Genomic DNA, 16,999 nt, shown 5'->3' on the forward strand with positions numbered 1-16,999 from the left:
CCGACCCGCAGGCAATCGCGAACGCGGCTCGCGAGTTCATGTCCGGCCAGGCCGCCAAGGGCATCACGGTGTCGTACGCCGACGCGGTGCTGCATGTCAGCAAGGCCGACGCCAGCTGACCGCATTTTCTGACACCACTACGAAGGATCGACATGCTGACCAACAAACGAATCGTCACGTCCAACTACGTTGCCGCCACCGCACAAGTAGCGCACCAGCTCGTCGCGTACGGCGACGCCGACGACCAGGCGAAGGCTGCGACCGGCGCTGCCGGCGAAAAACTGCTCGGCGCGACGACCGACGTAGGCGCGGCGATCGGCGAACGTGTCGACGTGGTGCTGCTCGGCCCGACGCCGGTTGTCTACGGTGCAGCAGTGGCACGCGGCGACCGCATCAAGGCGGACGCTCAAGGCCGCGCCATCGCGGCGGCAGCGGGCGACGCATCCATCGGCGACGCGCTGCTGAGCGGCGTTGCTGGCGACATCGGCTCGGTGTTCATCGGCCGCTGATCGCGGCGATAGCCGGCCACCCATTCGACTCACTCTACACCGGAGCATTTCATGACCAGTCCGTTTCCGATCGATCCGCAGTTGACTGCCATCGCGGTGATCGTGCGCAACCAAGCGATGATCGCTGACCAGGTACTGCCGCGTACGTCGTCGTTGGCCAAGCCGACGTTCGCCTACCAGTACTACCCGCCGGCCCAACAATTCACGGTGCCGGACACGAAGGTCGGCCGCCGTTCGCAGGTCAACCAGGTCGAATTCAACGGCGAACGCGTGCCGGCTGAGACCGAGGATTACGGTCTGGATCACCAGTTGCCGCAGACCGACATCGACAACGCACCGGACAACACGAACCTGGAAGCGCTGACGACCGAGATGCTGGCCGGCCTGATCCTCCTGGATCGCGAAATTCGTGTGTCCCGCACCGTGTTCAACACGGCAACGTACAAGGGCAACGCGGAGAACGTCGCTGCGTCCGATCGCTTCGACAACCAGAACAGCGACCCGCTGGAATTCCTGCTCGACGTGCTCGACCGTCCGATCATGCGCCCGAACGTCGCCGTGCTCGGTCAATCCGAATGGCGCGCGCTGCGGACGCACCCGGTTATCGCGAAGGCGGTGCACGGCAATGCCGGCGACAAGGGCGCTGCTACGCGTGAACAGGTCGCGGAGCTGCTGGAAATCGACCAGATTCTGGTGGGCCGTGCGCGCGTGAATCTGTCGAAGCCGGGCCAGCAGGCCAAGATCGCGCCGGCCTGGAGCGGCGGCATGTCGCTGCTGTACCAGGACACTGCGGCGGCGAAGATCGCGGGCGTGGTCGACGGTGCCAACGTCACGTTCGGCTTCACGGCCGAGTACGGCACGCGCATCGCAGGTGCCGAGTTCGACAGTCGCATCGGCTTGCGCGGCGGTCGCCGCGTGCGCGTTGGCGAGTCGGTCAAGGAGGTCGTCTGCGCGCCCGAGCTGGGCTTCTTCCTGAAGGACGTTATCACGCCGGCATAACACCGCGAGAGAGCCAGCGACCCCGGCCGACGTGGATGTGCGGCGTCGGCCGGGCGGAGGCAGGAGAAATCATGAGCGAGAAAACCTATGAAGTGCTGGAGCCCGTTCGCATTCATCGCAAGTCGCGTGATGTCGGCGCGACGGTCGTGGCTCATCCTGACCACGTCGCCGACCTGGTGAGCAGCGGTGTGCTGCGCGAGGTCGGCAACGCCGATGAAGACCGATCGACCAGTGCCGGTGCGCAGCTCGAAGCCAACACGGAATCCGGCACCACGATGGACGCTACCCAATCGGGTGCGTCGGCTGGGCGCGAAGATGCCGCGCAAGGCTCCGAAGGCGCGGCCAAGCCGGTGACGGCGCCCGACGTTCAGGCGGTCAGCAAGCCCACGAAGCCGGCCGTAAAGACCCGTTCTGCGAAACCCGCTGCGAAGCGCGGTGCTGCATCGAAGGGCCGGAAATGAGCGCATACGCCACGCTTACCGAGTACGTGCAGGAGTTCGGTCTGGACGAAACCAGCCAGCTGCTGCGCGATGAGGAAAGCGACGTGCTGTCGCCTGAGTTGCTGCGCGAAGGCATCGCTGGGGAGTACTCGCTCGACCGCACCGACGACGAGCGCGACACGTGCGACCGCGCGATGGCGCGGTTGACTTCCATGCTCGCGCAGGCCAGCCGGTTTATGGACGGCTACCTGCGTTCCAACGTGCGGTTGCCGCTGGAACAGGCGGACATCGACCAGACGCCGCTGAAGACTTGCTGTCTGTCGCTCACGCGCTGCTCGCTGCAGGACGACCCGGACAACGCGACCGAGCAGCAGGAAAAGCGCTGCAAGTACTGGAACGACTGGCTGCGTGATGTCTCGACCGGTAAGGTCCGGCTGCTGCCGCCGCCCGCTGCGAGTGGTCGACGTGTGCTGTGGGGCAAGGTGCCCAGTGCGTACAACTGGGACAGGTACGGGAAATGAACGGCGTGTCGGTGCAATGGGACTTCAGCGGTAACGATGCGCTGCGGCGACACCTCGCGGCGATCGGCGGCGCAACGTTCACGCGCGTGCGCGAGGACATCGGCGAATACATGCTCGGCCAGATCCAGGATCGATTCGACCAGCAGACGCTCTGGGATGGCAGCCCGATGCCGCAGTCGGCTGCTGCGCTCGCTCGTGAAGGCCAGACGCTGATCGACTCGCGCGACCTGTACGACAGCTATGTGTACAACCTGATTCCAGATGGTCTGGAATTCGGCAGCAACCAGGAGTACGCGCGCATCCACCATTTCGGCGGTGACGCTGGACGTGGCCATTCCGTCCATATCGAGGCGCGGCCGGTGCTCGGCGTCAATGATCGCGATGCCGCGCTGATCGGCCAGATGCTGCTCGACGCAGTGAGGATGATGTGATGGACACGAACGTCATGAGCACGGCGCTGCTCAATGCGCTCAACGTCGAGCTGCGCGCGAAGGCCGGCAAGCTGTTCAAAACGGTTGACCTGTACGGCGGCCAGTTCGACGCAGAGGAAGTGCCCGCGCACTCGTTTGTCGCGCCTGCTGCCTTCACAGCCTGCCTGGGATGGCGACGCTTGCCGAAAACCGGCCAGTACATCGGAAAGAACGCCTGGCTCGCGCGGTGTGCCGTGTTTGTCGTGACGAAGGACAGCAACCGCGTGGCGCGTGCAGCTTCCGCGATGCAGCGCGCCGAGCTGGTGTCGCGAATTCTCGCGAACTGGGATCGGCCGCCGTGTACCGGCAAGGCCGACAACGTGGTCGCCGAAAACATGTACAGCCGCAAGTTCGACGCGAAGGGACTGGCGGTCTGGATGGTTGGCTGGTGGCAGGAAATCGAATTTGATGGCCTGCTGCGCCCCGACGAGTTGCCCGACCTGGTGACAGTCGAAGTGCATACGACGCCCACGACGCGGCCACCCGATCCGCCGCCGCCCACTGAATCCATCCCCAACGTTCAAATCGATATCGAAGGAGTGACAAATGGCCCGAGCCAAAACCGAGACGACAGCTGACATCGACGGTGCTGTCGACACCATCGAACAGATCGCATCCGAACCGGCACCGCTTCCGCCGCCGCGACTCGGCGAGCAGATCGCCGTCGTGGTGGGTGCTGGCCGTGTCGTCATCAATCGGGAATTCGGCGGTCTGTACAGCGAGACGGAAGCCGGCCCCGCGACGGTCAACGTTCGCATTCTCCGGCTGCTCGATGACTGCGATCTGATCCGCCAGCCGACCGAGTAACTGAACACCGTTCAAACCTGCCTCAAACCTCAATTTCAGGGCGATAGAAGATGCTTACGAACCTGCTTTCCCTCAACTTCCTTGTGCCGTTCGTGGCGCACAAATTCGATGCGTCCAAGGCGATCCGGGGCCTTCGTGGCATGCCGCGCAGTGTGCTACTGATCGGCCAGGCAAATCCGCCGATCGGCGTCGACATCAAGAAGCGCCAGCGCGTCACCAGCGAGGCCGAGGCGATCGGCCTGCTGGGCGAAGGCTCGATGCTGCTGGCGATGTGGCGCGCAGCGAAAGACAACGCCGATCTGGGCATGCCGATCGACCTGGTGATTCTCGCCGACGATGCGACCGCGATCGCGTCGACCGGTAAGGTCACGGTCCAGGTCGACGCGCAGCATGCTGCGGGCGAGCTGCCGCTGTACATCGGTGGGAATCGCATTCGCATCGGTGTCACGGTCAACGATACGGCGACGACCGTTGCAACGAAACTCATCAACGCGATCAACGCGAAACCGAGTCTGCCGGTGGTTGCTGCAGCCGGGGCGACGGGCGGTGAAATCAAGCTCACCTGCCGCTGGAAGGGCGCGACTGGCAACAGCATCGATCTGCGGGGCACGTACTACGCCGACGATCGCCTGCCGCAGGGCGTCACGCTGACGATCACGCCGATGGCTGCCGGTGCTGTCAATCCGGACATCACGCCGGTCATCTCGGCAATCAAGGGCTTCCGTGCCACCGAATACGCAATGCCGTACACCGACAGCGCGAACATGGGTGTGCTGGAGGCAGAGCTGGAGCGGCGCTGGAATTTCGACAACATGCAGGACGGCCAGGCCGTGACGGTCATGCGTGGCACCGAAGGCGAAGTCGTCGGCTGGCTCGGCCCGCGCAACAGCCCGGCGGTGCACACCATCTGCGTAACTCGCGATCTGACCAACCCGTGGGAGACGGCTGCGATGGCCGCCGCCGCGATCGAGAGCCATGCGGCGATCGACCCGGCAGTGCCGTTCACGGGTGTGGCGCTGACCGGCTATGTCGCTGCGCGCCTGGAAGACGACTGGGATATCGATCAGCGTAACAACATGCTGACGGCGGGGGGCTCGGTACTCGAGACGATGGAGGACGGCACCGCGAACATGCTGCGCATGGTGACGAACTACACGACGCATCCGACCGGTGCTGTCGACCCGTCGTGGCGGAACCTGAACTGGGTGAAAACGCTGTCGTACTACCGCTGGTTCACGGTGACGGAAATCCAGACGAAGTATCGCGGCTACAAGCTCGCCGAGTACGTCACCGAGCCGATTCCGGGCCAGAAGATCATGACCGTACCGCTCGGCACCGACATCATGCTGAACAACTACGAGCAGTTCATGACGGCCGGCCTGTTCCAGAACATGGACCACTACAAGAAGACGCTGCTGGTCGAGGTCGACGGGCCGAACGGCAAGCTGAAGGTCGTCGACCAGCCGGTGCTCATCACCCAGCACTACCAGACCGAGATCACCAGCGAGTTCATCGCGGGTCACGTTTGATCGGCTCGGAAGCACACACATTTCTCTGACTTAAATGGAGGGCTCAATGGCCTGCGATAGCGAACTTTTCCGAGTGGATAGCTTCACCGTGGACGGTGAGGAATGGGCGATCGAAGACGGCAGCGCGACCATCGAGGGCGCGGCCGGATTCGAACGCGAAGCCGCATTGGCGGCCAATGGCCAGGACTACACGACGCGCAAGCGCGTGCAGCGTGTCATCAAGACCAAGCTGCTGTTCACGGGTTCGCGCGATCCGCAAAGCATCAGCGCGATCTGCGAAGCGCAGATTGTCATGACCAACCTGCATACCGGCCGCCGCTGCCGCGCGGGCAAATGCACGTTCATGAGCATGGGTGAAGTCGGGAACGGTCCGGTCGACATCCAGTTCATCGCGCTTACGCCGTTCCAGTGGCTGTAACGCGCGGGCGATCAACCCATCGGAGTATCAAAATGGACAACCAGCACAAACAAATCAAGGGTTATCGCGATCTTTCGCAAGCCGAGATCGATGCGATGAATCGAGTGAAAGCGAAGGCCGAAGAGATCGGGAAACTGATCGATGATCTGCGCGCGACGCCGACGCTGGACCAGCGCTGGATCAATATCGGCGCGACCGATCTGCAAAAGGGTTTCATGGCCGTCGTTCGTGGAATTGCGCAACCCACGTCGTTCTAGTCGTCCGCACTTCAATCGTGACCACGAAGGCAGGCGCCGGCCCTGCCTTCGTCGTATCTGGCCGGCGCATATCCATCATCGGGACATCACCATGAATAAGAACGATATCAACGTCGTGCAACTGGTCGACGGCCTGCCGTCGCAGGTTGGCGAGCAGAAAGTGCGGTATCGCACGGTTCGCCTGCGCGAGACGACCGTGGCCGACGAGTTCGCGGCTGTTGAGATGGCCGAGCGCGTCGTGTCGATTCAGGGTAAGCCGACGCTGCTGGTTTCCGACGAGCTGTATCGCGTGGCGATGACGCTGCGCCACGTCGACCGCTTCGAATGTGCCGGACTTGATCCGATCGACCAGAAGTTGATGACGCTGGACATGTTCGGCCGACTGTCGCCGCTCGACCTGGCGAAGATCGAAGAACGGTGCGTGCTGGTCGACCTGGCGGCGCAGCTCCGACACGGGCTCATCATGCAGGCCGACTTCGACGCGATCCTGGCCGGCGAGAAGGAACAGTCCGGCCCGCGAACCGAGGGCCAGGCTGAAGCAATGGGAGACGCTGGCGCGTCAGCTCAGTCTGGCCCTGCCATGCTCGCTGACTTCGGTGCGCAGCATGCCGCTGTCGCAGCTGATGGCGCAGGCCGCTGAGCTGGACCGCACGCATAAGGCCCGACAGGAACAGATGAGGAAACGGCGATGAGCAATATGGTGCTGCGGTACGTCATCAACCTGACCGGTGACCTGAAGCGCCGCGCGACCGAGAACGCGCGCGCGCTCGAACAGGCCAGCCAGCGTCAGACCAAGGCGCTCACGGGTGTGGATCGCGCCGCGCAGAAGACTGAGAAAACGCTGGAAAAGGTGGGCAGCAAGACGAACGCCGCTCGTCTGGAGAGCGACGCGCGGCGCATGGAGGCCGCGCTGTCCGGTGTCGCGAGCGCGTCGCAGCGCGCGGACGCGGCGATGGCACATGTCGGCGCGTCTGGCGGCGAACGTGCTCAGCGTTACGTCGACGGCATCGCGCGCGCGATGGCGCGACGCCGGAAGATCACCGACCAGGCAGCGCTGCGCGATAAGCAGCAGCTGGATGCCACCGCTTCCCTGGCGGATAGCACGGCGAAGAAGCTTGAAAAGATGGGCGCGAAGACCGGTGCCGGCCGCGTCGACTCCGACGCGCGCCGCATGCAGTCGGCGCTGGGCAATGTCACGAGCGCCAGCCAGCGCGCGACGACGGCGCTGTCGCAGGTGGGCGGCCGGTCGTCGCTGGATCGCATGAACGCGTATCTTGGCAGCGTTGCCCGTCGGCTCGACGACGTTCGGCGCAACGCCGAGCGTGCGGCGCATGTCGTCGGTCGAATCGGACAGACCGGCGCGGCTGTTGTCGGTGGGGCGATCGCGGGCGGCGCTGCTGCCGCCGCAACGCTTCAACGGCCGATGTCGTTTGACGAACGGCTGGCGCATATGGCGAACGTCGCGTATGGCGATCGGTCGCCGGTCGCGCGCATCATGGAGATGCGCAATCTGGAAAACACCATCAACGCGGCAGTGCAGAACGGCGGCGGTACGCGGGATTCTGCCGCTGAAGCGTTGAACAACGTCATTTCCTCTGGCATCGTGAAGATCGACGCCGCGAAGGCAATGCTGCCCGATCTTCAGCGTGGTTCTACCGCAGCCGACGCCCCTGTTACCGACATCGCGCAGATCGCGGTTGCTGGGATGCGCAACTATGGTCTGACCGAAGACCAGATCGGTAAGGCGGTATCGAAGGCCGTGGTGGCCGGTCAGGAAGGCGGATTCGAGCTGAAGAACATGGCGCGATGGCTTCCTGAGCTGATGGCCGCTTCCAGCGACAAGCTCGGCATGCGTGGCATGGGTGACTTCGAACGGCTGGTGTCCTACGCTCAGGCATCGGTTATCACAGCTGGCAGTGCTGACGCTGCAGGTAACAACCTCAAGAACCTGATCTTGAAGATCAACAGCACCGACACGGCGCAAGACTTCAAGAAACTCGGCATCAATCTGCCGAAGTCACTGGCCCGTGCACGAGAACGCGGGTTCGATGGGATCGAAGCGTTTGCGGATTTTGCCGAGCAGATCGCCGCGAAGGACAAGTCTTTCACCGCGCTGAAGGCCAAGGCATCTACCGAGACCGGCGAGCAACAGAAGGCCACTTATCAGGCGATGGCCTCAATCCTGCAAGGCTCTGCGGTCGGTCAGGTGATTCAAGACCGGGAAGCGCTGATGGCCTTGGTCGGTGTCATGTCGAACAAGCAATACGTGAAGGACGTACTGGGCAAGGTGCGCGAAGACAACGGAGAGGCCGTAGCATCGAACTTTAGCGTCGTATCGAGCCGTGCGGCCTTCAAGGCGCAGCAGGTCGGCAACGAAACCGACATCGCGCGCAGCCGCGTCTTCGAACAGATCGACGGCCCGCTGAAGACAGCCTTGGACGGGATTACGAAGTTCGCGCAGGAACTGCCAGGCGCGACCACAGCCCTTGCCGCGTTCGGCCAGGCGGCAACGGTCGTCACGTCGGCCGGCGTCGGTGGTGCCCTGGCTGGCTTTCTGCTCAGCCGCGGTCGTCGTGGTGCACCTGGCGGTCCCGGTGCTGGTGGCGGTCTGGGTGGCTTCGGCGGTGGCCCGGTGCCCGTCTACGTCGTGAACAAGCACATGAGCTTGATGCCAGATGCATGGGGAAACCCGAACCGTACGCAGACAGGTGCCGCTGCCGGCGCAGCCGCTGGAGCACGGCGTGGGCTGCTCGGCCGACTCGGCGCGAGCGCGCCGTGGCTGGTAACGGCCGGGCTGGCCGCATACGATCTGCTGCCCACTCTGCTGGACAGCCGCAAGACGCCGACGGAGAAAGCCAACGCGGCCGGCCGTACTGCAGCCGGCGTCGCTGGTGGCTGGGCTGGCGCGCAGGCAGGCGCGGCGCTCGGTGCGTTCGGCGGCCCATTCGCGCCCATTACGGTGCCACTCGGCGGCATGCTCGGCGGCGCAGCCGGTTTCATCGGGGCGCAGTGGGCCGGCGATCGGCTCAGCAGCGCGATGTCCAGCCCGCCGTCACAGCGTGCGAACGAAACACGCGGCAGTAACGGATCGACCGTCCAGGTGCCGCAGGAGATGCTGGACCGCATCAGCATCCTTCGCACTCAGCCGGCCTATCTGACCAACCCGATGCTGCAACCGTCGACGGCGCTCGCGATGATGGAGCGCATCCAGTCCGAGCCGCAGAAGGTCGAGATCGGTAACGGCACCTTGAACGTCGCCGTCGCGGTGCGTGACGATCGCGTCATGACGACCGCGACGGTGACGCAACAGCCGTTCGCACTGCGCGTCGACGCAGGTTCTACCAATCCGGGAGGCTTTGCCCGATGACACTGCTAGGAACCAGCTGGCTCGACCAGCTGCGCACCGCGTCGTGGCGCGACGTGTCGTTTCAGGTCGACACGATCGAGATGACGGACGGCGACAACACGGTGATGCGTGAATACCCGTTCCAGGACTTGCCGACCGTGTTTCGCATGGGCGCGGGCGCGAACGAAATCAAGTTCTCGGCCTACGTGGTCGGCGACGACTACCTGGACCAGCTCAACCGCCTGCGCCAGGTGCTGACCGGCGACGGTGTGTTGGTGCACCCGACACAAGGCAGCATCCGCTGTTGGTGCAACGGCAAGTACACCGTGAAGGAAGCGCCCGCGTCCGAAGGCGGATGCGCGCGCCTGGAACTGTCATTCATTCGCGCCGAGCCGCGCCGGTATCCGGTTGGCGTGACGAACACAGCCGACCAGGTGGCGGATGCGGCCGACGGCGCGGAACAGTCGCTGCTCGATTCGCTCGCGGCGAATCTCGACCTGTCGAAGCTGACCGGATGGGCGCACGACAACGTGCTGAGCCGGATTCGCGCCGGGCTGGATACGTTGTGGGATGGCATTTCGTTCGTGAACCGGATTTACGACACGTATAACAGCCTAGTGCGGCAGTACATCACCTTCCCGTTGAACGAACTGGCCGCGATTCCGTCGATTCTCGGCCGTCGTATCTCCGACCTGACCAAAATCCCGGAAACGCTCACCTCAAATGAGGCATGGTCTGCGTTCGGCGCGGCGCGGAACCTCTGGAAGGCACCGACCGCGACCCGCAGCCTGCTGTCGCAGGCGACGCCTCCATCGCGGTCTGGTCTGCCACAAGCCATCAGCCCGGATATCGCGGCGGCATACGCGCCGGCCGGCTTCGTTCCATCCGCTGCCCAGACGAAGCTGGCCGAAGCCTTCACGCCACCCACCAGCCCCTACCAGACCGCCGCGCGCCAGGCCGAGGCGCAGTCGCTGAAGACGCTGGAGCTGTTCTTCAACGGCGTCGTCACGATCATGGCCGTGCGCGCGGTCGCGCAGATCGAGCTGGAGAACTACGACCAGGCGCTGGCGCTGCGCACGGACTTCAACCGGCAGATCACCGAGCTGATTCTGGCCAGCGCGGCCGAGCCGGTGGGCGGTGTCGGCGCAACGACGACACACGACGCGCTGGTGCGCCTGAAGACGGCCGTGCTGGCCGACCTGCAGGCGCGATCGCGCGATCTGGCCCGGCTGACAACGTACACGCCCGAGTCGTGGCAACCGGCGCTGTATGTGTCCTATCGCATGTTCGGCACGACACGCTGGGCCGGCGAGATCGTGGCCATGAACCCACATATCCGCCATCCGCTGCTGGTGCCGCCTGGCACGCCGCTGCGCGTCATCAAGCACGACTGACCCATGACGAAACCCGATCAATTCACCCGCGACGACGCGAAAATCTACGTGACCGTGAACGGTCGCGATTACCAGGGCTGGCTGTCATCCACCATCGAGCGATCGCTGGAAACGCTGTCCAGCCGCTTCACCATCCCGGTGTCGCTCATTCCCGGCAACCCGCCCGACATCAAGCGTCAGGACGCGATCAAGGTGCGCATCAACGACACCTTGGTTGTGACCGGCACCGTGCTGGCCGCTGAGCCGTTCTATAAGCGCGACGATTGCGGCCTGAAGGTCGAGGGCCGCAGCCGCAGCGGCGATCTGGTGGCGTGCTCGGCGGTCTATCAGGGCGGCCAGTGGCGTAATGCGAAGCTCGACCGGATCGCACGGGATCTGTGCGCGCCGTTCGGCATCGACGTGAAGATCGACACCGATATCGGCGAGCCGATCCGCGATCTGAAGATCGAGCACGGCGAAAAGGTCATCGACGTGCTCGCGCGCGCGGCACGCCTCCGCGGCGTCCTGGTGACGACCGACGCCGAGGGGCGCGTGCTCATCACGAAGGCCGGCAAGGCGAAAAGCCACGGCGCGATCGTGCGCGGCGTGAACGTCATCAGCATGGAAAGCGTCGGCACCGATGCCGAGCGGCATTCGGACTACTTCTGCTACGGCCAGGGCAACGTCACGCATCGGTCGAGCCTGCAGACGCTGGAAGTCGGCGGCAGCATGGGCGATCCCATCAAGGCGTTCAAGAAAGCCGTGCAGCATAAAGCGCAAGCGAAAGACCCGGACATGAAGCGCTATCTGCCGCTGGTCATCAACGCGGACGGCAACAACGATGCGCCCGACATGCAGCGCCTGGTCGACCACACGATGCGCGTACGACGTGGCCATGCGTACGGCCTGAAATACGTGGTCGAGGGCTGGACGTGGAAAGGCAAGCCGTGGGAGATCAATACGCGCGTGCCGATCTACGACGACATCGCCGGCCTGGACGGCGATGAATGGCTGATCTGCGAGGTGAAACAGACGGTCGACCTGAAGGAAGGCGACGTGACCGAGCTGCTGGTGCGGCCGCGCGAGGCGTACGACACCGTGCCGCTAAAGTCGAAGACGAAGCGCGGACATGGCAAGGGCAAGCGCGGCAAGGATGGCGCGGTGCTCGAAGTCAAGGGAGACCCGTCGTGAACCTGCTCAACATGTTGCGACGCGCACTGCTGCGCGGTCTGAAGGAAGGCCCGGTACAGGAAGTTGCCGTGCAGGTGTTCGATACATCCGGCCGCGAGAATGCCGAGCGCTGGCAGGACTACGGATTCGCCGGCAATCCGGGCGATGGCCAGGGACTCGTGATCGAGGTCGGCGGCCATACCGTCGTGATGCGCCTGGATCGCATCGACAGCCGGCCGCAGCTCAAGGTCGGTGAAGTTGCTGTCTGGCATAAGGACGGCCACAAAATCCTATTGACGGACGGCGGCAAGGTACGTGTTGAGTGCACCACGTACGAAGTCGAGTGCGACAACTACAAGGTCGCGGCCAAAGCCGGCATCGAGCTGACTACGCCGAAGGTTGCCGTCAGCGAGGCGATCGAATCGAAGACGGCCAACATCACGGAAGGTGCGACAATCGCCGGCCGTGACTTCGTTGGACACGGCCACAAGAATGTCCAGCGCGGCAACGACAATTCGGGCGGCGTCGTCTGACGCCAAAAGCCTGTTTATGAAATGTTTCACAGCGACTTAAACGCCGCTTGAAACGATCATGAAGGCCAGTTTAAGCGCTGGCCACCATGATCGACATCCTGACCACTTCCACCACATCCACCGCCGCCCTGGCGCTGCCGTTCGACTGGAGCGTCGTACGAACCGGCCGCGCCAGCAAAAGCGCGTGGCACGACTATTCGAACCCCTGCATTGCAGCCGGCCACCACGTCGAGGCGCTGGAAGTCCGCGCGCTCGAACTGGACGACAGCCTTTGTACGGCGGTCATTCTGTCGCTGTTCTGCGATCGCCGCGCCGATGCCGATGTAATCCTGCCGCACAACCAGACCGACCGACGCGGCTGGTGCGGCGACGAATTCGCCACGCCGTCGACGGACGCGCCGCGCGACGAGTCAGATGCGTGGGGCTCGCATCTCTGGCTTTGCTACGTCTCGAAATCGAGCGTCGATGTGCTCGAACGCGCGCGCTTTGCTGCGTGGGAATCCCTGCAATGGATGGTCCGCACCGACGTGGCCAGCCGCGTCGACGTGACCGCGACGTGGGCCGGCACGGGCGACGAACGCCTGGCGCTACGCCCGCGCATCTACCCGGGCGAATCCGATCGGCCGGTGTATGACGTGCTGTGGGGCACGGCGCTGCGGAGGGCTGTCGTATGAGCACGTCCGTACAGGTCGTCATTCCGACCATCGCCGAGCTGAAGGACAACGCTGCGCGCGAGCTGCAACAGGGCTTGACCGACGCAGTAATCGCCCAGGGCGGTGCGCTGTCGGCGACCGACATCGCCCTGGCTCGATCGAACATCGAAGTACAGGCGTTCGTCCAGGGCGTTGGCATACATGGTGCGTACCGCTACCTTCGCGACTTCATTGCTCGCCAGGCGATTCCGACCAAGGCCGTCGACGAGTTTTTGGACGACTGGCTGGTCGCCTACGGCCTGCCCCGCAAGGAGGCGATTGTTTCTCAGGGCGCGGCGCTCGGTTCCGGTGTCGTCGGCGCGAAGCTGGCGGCCGGCAGCGTACTGCGCGCCGACAACGACCTGACGTTCACGGTGCCCAAGGATGTCAGCGTAGCGGCCGACGCCACGATCACGCCCAAGCTGGTATGCGACAAGCCTGGCCGCGCCGGCAATCTCGCCGCCGACACGCCGCTGGAGCTGATTGTGACGGTGCCTGGCGTCGACGCGACGTTTAAGGTCGGCCCGGCCGGACTCAGCGGAGGCACCGACCGGGAAACGGACTCCGAGGCGATCTATCGGTTGAGCCAGCGTCTGGCCAACCCGCCGCGCGGTAGCGCGCCTGGAGACTATGAGCGATGGGCGTTGTCGGTGCCGGGTATTACCCGCGCCTGGGGTATTCGCAATCCCAGCGGCCCCACATCGGCGGGCGTCGTCATCATGGCCGACAACAACGAGCCGTACGGCCTGCCGACCGAGGCACAGCGCCAGGAGGTGTACGACTACATCCGCGATCCGAAGCGCGGCCCGCCCGACGAGCTGTTTGTGCTCATCCCTGAACCAGTGTTTGTCGACATCGTGCTGCAGATCACGCCCGACACCACCACCACGCGCGACGCGATCAAGCTAGAGCTGAAAGACCTGTTTTTCCGTGAAGCCGTACCGCACGGCCGCATTCCGCACACGCACCTGCGCGAAGCGGTGTCAACGGCACCTGGCGAGTTTGATCACAGCTTCGTCCAGCCCGTGCTTACCGAGGGCGGGTTTCTGGTAGCGGGCACTTTCCAGATTCTGGTTCTTCGCTCAGTGACGTTTAGCTGATGGACAAATTCTGGCAAGCCCTGGTGCACCTGCTGCCGCCTGGCTTCGCATTTCCGCGCGCGCCTGGATCGGTCGTCATGCGTTGGCTGAAGGCGTGGGCGGCAGTGCTGCGCGAGCACCACGACTGGACCGAAAGCGCCGTGCGGCAGTGGATTCCGCACCGAACCTGTTCCCGGCTGGAGGAATGGGAGGAAGCGCTGGGCCTGCCTGATCCGTGCTTCGCTGGCGAGCAGGACGACGAACAGCGGCGCACGAACATGCTGGCGCGCCTGCGTGGCGACGTCGATCTGGCCTACGACGACAGTTCGGCGGAAAGCCCTGCGGCGCTTGCCGCCTACCTTGCGCGCTACGGCTATCAGGTCGAAATCTGGTACTCGACGCCGTTCCGTGTCGGCCGCAACCGTGTCGGCGACCGACTCGGTGCCCTAAACGGCGTGCTCAACGTGAAGGTGCTGTACCTCTGTCAGCCGTTTCGCGTTGGCCGTAATCGTGTCGACCAGCGGCTTCGGATCTGTTCACAGGACGGCACCGAAATTGAATGCTTGCTCGCCCGGATCGCTCCGGCGCGCTTTCAGATCAACGTGATTTACCTGTAAGAGAGGCCCTAAATGGACTACACAACGAGTATCGACAACGTTGTGCATGGCGGAACTGGCCATCGCATGCACAGCGACAGCATCGCGGTGCCGACGGCCTGGTCGGGCAATGATGCCAACATGCTGGTCTGGAGCCTGATGGAGGTGTTGAGGCTGGCCGGCGTAAGCGGTAAGGCATTCAACCCGGATGATCCGACTTCGTATACGCGGTTTCGCGATGCGCTTGTCGCTACGTTTGCCGGACTCGACTCGCCTGCGTTTCGAGGGTCACCCCAAGCGCCGCTGCCCCCGCAGTTTGACAACACGACGAAGCTCGCGACGACTTCGTTTGTGCAACGCGCCATCGGCAATATGCAGACGGGATCACGGATCATATCTGCGGCAAACGCCACGTTCTCGGCGATGCAGGCAGGTGGTGCCTATACGCTCGAAGTCGCCTCGACAACTTATGTATTGCCATCGCTCGCGTCAGTTCGCGCGGGAGCGTCATTTGAGTTCCTTGCTACGGTAAACGAGGCCACGATCTCGACTGTGGGTAACGACAAGATGATGACGGGTTCTCTCGTGTCGGCGTCTACATGCATTCTCAACAATGGCGACACGGCACGATTCGTTTCTGATGGGGCGTACTGGGTACTGATCGGCGGCTCTGCCTCCCTTCGTTTATCCCTTGGTGACTTCGGCGGTTCGCTTTCCGTCAATGGCTACAGCAAGCTTCCCAATGGGCGAATCTATCAGGCCGGTTACGTTAGCTGCCCTACAAATTACACGGCAGGAACCGTGTATACCTTCACGCTGCCGATTGCGTTCCCGAACGAACATCAAGTCTGTATCGCATCGAACGGCGGAACGAATACGTTTGTCGCGGGTACGCAATCGAGCCCAGGTTCGCTTTCGACGGGACGGATTGTATGGGGACAAAGCTCGGTGACCGCTGGCGGTTTGGCTGCATATTTCATTTCGATCGGTAGGTAATCATGGGCCAGAAACAAGCAGCGTACGACGATAGCGGCATCGTCGTAGCTTTCTATGACAGTGTGGATAGTCCTGCACCTGAAGGTGCAAAAGTCGTCGCAATCAGTGACGCGCAATGGGCGGAAATGCTTGCAGGGCAGACACGTGGAAAGCGCCTCGCGATCGACAAAAGCGGCCAGCCGCAACTGCTCGCCCCGTTGTCGCCGACCAAGGAGCAAATCCTCGCTCTCAACACGTCAGTCAGAAACGAGCTTCTCGAGAGGGCCAGCATAGCGATGGCTCCGATGCAAATGGCCGTGTCGCTCGGCGAAGCGACTGACGATGAAAAAGCGATGGCCCGGCAATGGGTAACGTTTACTCGCGCGGTTAAAGCCGTTGACCTGACCGCCGCCGATCCCGTCTGGCCGGCCAAGCCGGAAATTGCTGGGTCAAATTAAACGTCAGGCTGGGTCAAATTAAACGGCGCGCTACTTATAACGGCGAGCGGGAAATTTCCGTTGGTCAGAATGTAAATTAATCGGGTCTGAATATTTCCGATGATTGGTCTGGCAAATGAAATGACGGGCGAGCTGAATTGAAAATCAAAATCGATTCTATTGCGCCAGATTCATCCATGAATGAATGTGTGCGAATTTCATCGCGCCTGTGATGGCGTAAATCCTACCGATTTTCATGTTTTTAATCGGTAAAAATGTAAATTTCTATATTGGACAATGGGTTGCGGTTGTAAGGTGAAGCGCGTGCTCGAATGTCCCGGATTGGCTTGCGGCTTGGTGTGCTAGGGTTTATCCTAGCCATTAATGCCATTTAATTGACAATTTTAGCGTCTAGAATGGGCGCTCTAAATCGTAGTGATTCAATGATTGATGTGTGTTAAATAAGGAAGTGATCACGTCGTCGGTCCTTCCGTTTCTTAATATTTTTCCCGTATTGGTTTACAGGAGCGTACCCGATGACCGTTTTCTCCCCCGATCAACTCTTGTCCGATTACAAATCCGGCGTCGCCGCATGGTTTGCCGTGGCTCACCCGGCGCTTCGCGGCTTCGAGGCGGTGCTTGACCTCAATCTGCAGGCAACCAAGGCCGCACTCGCGGAATACGAAGATCATCTGAAGGCCGGGTTCGGCAGCACCAATCCGGCCGAATTCATGACCCGGCAGCTGGGCGCATCCCCGCAGGCGGTCGGCAAGGCGGCATCGTATGGCCGTCATCTGTTCGACATCGCAACGACGACGCAGGCCGAGTGGTCGAAGGTCGCGTATGCC

Annotated in this window: 21 protein-coding genes; all 21 read left to right on the forward strand. The window is 62.9% G+C overall.

Annotation, left to right across the window (positions count from 1 at the left end; all coding sequences use genetic code 11):
• Nucleotides 1–152 precede the first annotated feature (152 nt).
• Entirely contained in the window at nucleotides 153–509 is a 357-nt protein-coding gene (locus KH616_RS10485) for a hypothetical protein (protein ID WP_292243856.1), read from the forward strand.
• A 51-nt stretch (nucleotides 510–560) separates the two neighbouring features.
• Nucleotides 561–1,508, forward strand: coding sequence for a phage capsid protein (locus KH616_RS10490; RefSeq protein WP_292243857.1), 948 nt, complete (start codon nucleotides 561–563; stop codon nucleotides 1,506–1,508).
• Between the two features lie 71 nt (nucleotides 1,509–1,579).
• Nucleotides 1,580–1,969 (forward strand): hypothetical protein, encoded by a 390-nt coding sequence (locus tag KH616_RS10495; RefSeq protein ID WP_292243858.1) that lies wholly within the window; start codon nucleotides 1,580–1,582, stop codon nucleotides 1,967–1,969.
• Complete coding sequence (locus tag KH616_RS10500; RefSeq protein ID WP_292243859.1) at nucleotides 1,966–2,469, forward strand: phage protein Gp36 family protein; 504 nt, start codon at nucleotides 1,966–1,968, stop codon at nucleotides 2,467–2,469. The genes KH616_RS10495 and KH616_RS10500 overlap by 4 nt, the downstream gene beginning before the upstream one ends.
• Nucleotides 2,466–2,900 (forward strand): phage virion morphogenesis protein, encoded by a 435-nt coding sequence (locus KH616_RS10505; protein WP_292243861.1) that lies wholly within the window; start codon nucleotides 2,466–2,468, stop codon nucleotides 2,898–2,900. Before KH616_RS10500 ends, KH616_RS10505 begins: the two co-directional genes overlap by 4 nt.
• Nucleotides 2,900–3,517, forward strand: a complete 618-nt coding sequence (locus KH616_RS10510) for a hypothetical protein (protein WP_292243863.1) — start codon at nucleotides 2,900–2,902, stop codon at nucleotides 3,515–3,517. Before KH616_RS10505 ends, KH616_RS10510 begins: the two co-directional genes overlap by 1 nt.
• Nucleotides 3,486–3,746, forward strand: coding sequence for a hypothetical protein (locus KH616_RS10515; RefSeq protein WP_292243864.1), 261 nt, complete (start codon nucleotides 3,486–3,488; stop codon nucleotides 3,744–3,746). Before KH616_RS10510 ends, KH616_RS10515 begins: the two co-directional genes overlap by 32 nt.
• A 50-nt stretch (nucleotides 3,747–3,796) precedes the next feature.
• Entirely contained in the window at nucleotides 3,797–5,275 is a 1,479-nt protein-coding gene (locus KH616_RS10520; protein ID WP_292243866.1) for a phage tail protein, read from the forward strand.
• A gap of 73 nt (nucleotides 5,276–5,348) precedes the next feature.
• A complete protein-coding gene (locus KH616_RS10525) occupies nucleotides 5,349–5,693 on the forward strand; it encodes a hypothetical protein (RefSeq protein WP_292243867.1) in 345 nt (114 codons plus the stop codon).
• A gap of 32 nt (nucleotides 5,694–5,725) precedes the next feature.
• Nucleotides 5,726–5,950 (forward strand): hypothetical protein, encoded by a 225-nt coding sequence (locus KH616_RS10530; RefSeq protein ID WP_292243868.1) that lies wholly within the window; start codon nucleotides 5,726–5,728, stop codon nucleotides 5,948–5,950.
• On the forward strand, nucleotides 5,922–6,590 hold the full coding sequence (locus KH616_RS10535; RefSeq protein ID WP_292243870.1) for a phage tail assembly protein: 669 nt from the start codon (nucleotides 5,922–5,924) through the stop codon (nucleotides 6,588–6,590). The genes KH616_RS10530 and KH616_RS10535 overlap by 29 nt, the downstream gene beginning before the upstream one ends.
• Before the next feature lie 48 nt (nucleotides 6,591–6,638).
• On the forward strand, nucleotides 6,639–9,317 hold the full coding sequence (locus KH616_RS10540; protein ID WP_292243871.1) for a phage tail tape measure protein: 2,679 nt from the start codon (nucleotides 6,639–6,641) through the stop codon (nucleotides 9,315–9,317).
• Nucleotides 9,314–10,690 (forward strand): DNA circularization N-terminal domain-containing protein, encoded by a 1,377-nt coding sequence (locus KH616_RS10545; protein WP_292243872.1) that lies wholly within the window; start codon nucleotides 9,314–9,316, stop codon nucleotides 10,688–10,690. Before KH616_RS10540 ends, KH616_RS10545 begins: the two co-directional genes overlap by 4 nt.
• 3 nt (nucleotides 10,691–10,693) lie before the next feature.
• A complete protein-coding gene (locus tag KH616_RS10550; RefSeq protein WP_292243873.1) occupies nucleotides 10,694–11,860 on the forward strand; it encodes a phage baseplate assembly protein in 1,167 nt (388 codons plus the stop codon).
• Nucleotides 11,857–12,372, forward strand: a complete 516-nt coding sequence (locus KH616_RS10555; protein WP_292243874.1) for a phage baseplate assembly protein — start codon at nucleotides 11,857–11,859, stop codon at nucleotides 12,370–12,372. Before KH616_RS10550 ends, KH616_RS10555 begins: the two co-directional genes overlap by 4 nt.
• An 86-nt stretch (nucleotides 12,373–12,458) precedes the next feature.
• Nucleotides 12,459–13,046: a phage GP46 family protein gene (locus KH616_RS10560; protein WP_292243876.1), complete on the forward strand. Its 588-nt coding sequence runs from the start codon at nucleotides 12,459–12,461 to the stop codon at nucleotides 13,044–13,046.
• A complete protein-coding gene (locus KH616_RS10565) occupies nucleotides 13,043–14,164 on the forward strand; it encodes a baseplate J/gp47 family protein (RefSeq protein WP_292243878.1) in 1,122 nt (373 codons plus the stop codon). Before KH616_RS10560 ends, KH616_RS10565 begins: the two co-directional genes overlap by 4 nt.
• Nucleotides 14,164–14,760 carry a putative phage tail protein gene (locus tag KH616_RS10570; RefSeq protein ID WP_292243879.1) on the forward strand — a complete coding sequence of 199 codons (597 nt, stop codon included), beginning with the start codon at nucleotides 14,164–14,166 and terminating at the stop codon, nucleotides 14,758–14,760. Before KH616_RS10565 ends, KH616_RS10570 begins: the two co-directional genes overlap by 1 nt.
• Before the next feature lie 12 nt (nucleotides 14,761–14,772).
• Nucleotides 14,773–15,735, forward strand: a complete 963-nt coding sequence (locus KH616_RS10575) for a phage tail protein (protein WP_292243880.1) — start codon at nucleotides 14,773–14,775, stop codon at nucleotides 15,733–15,735.
• Between the two features lie 2 nt (nucleotides 15,736–15,737).
• A complete protein-coding gene (locus KH616_RS10580; protein ID WP_292243882.1) occupies nucleotides 15,738–16,172 on the forward strand; it encodes a tail fiber assembly protein in 435 nt (144 codons plus the stop codon).
• 515 nt (nucleotides 16,173–16,687) lie between these two features.
• Nucleotides 16,688–16,999: TIGR01841 family phasin (gene phaP / locus KH616_RS10585; protein WP_292243883.1), on the forward strand; the 312-nt coding region annotated here is incomplete at its 3' end.

Origin of the sequence: Burkholderia sp., from assembly GCF_018375725.1 — a bacterium.
In the GTDB taxonomy this organism is placed as follows: domain Bacteria; phylum Pseudomonadota; class Gammaproteobacteria; order Burkholderiales; family Burkholderiaceae; genus Burkholderia.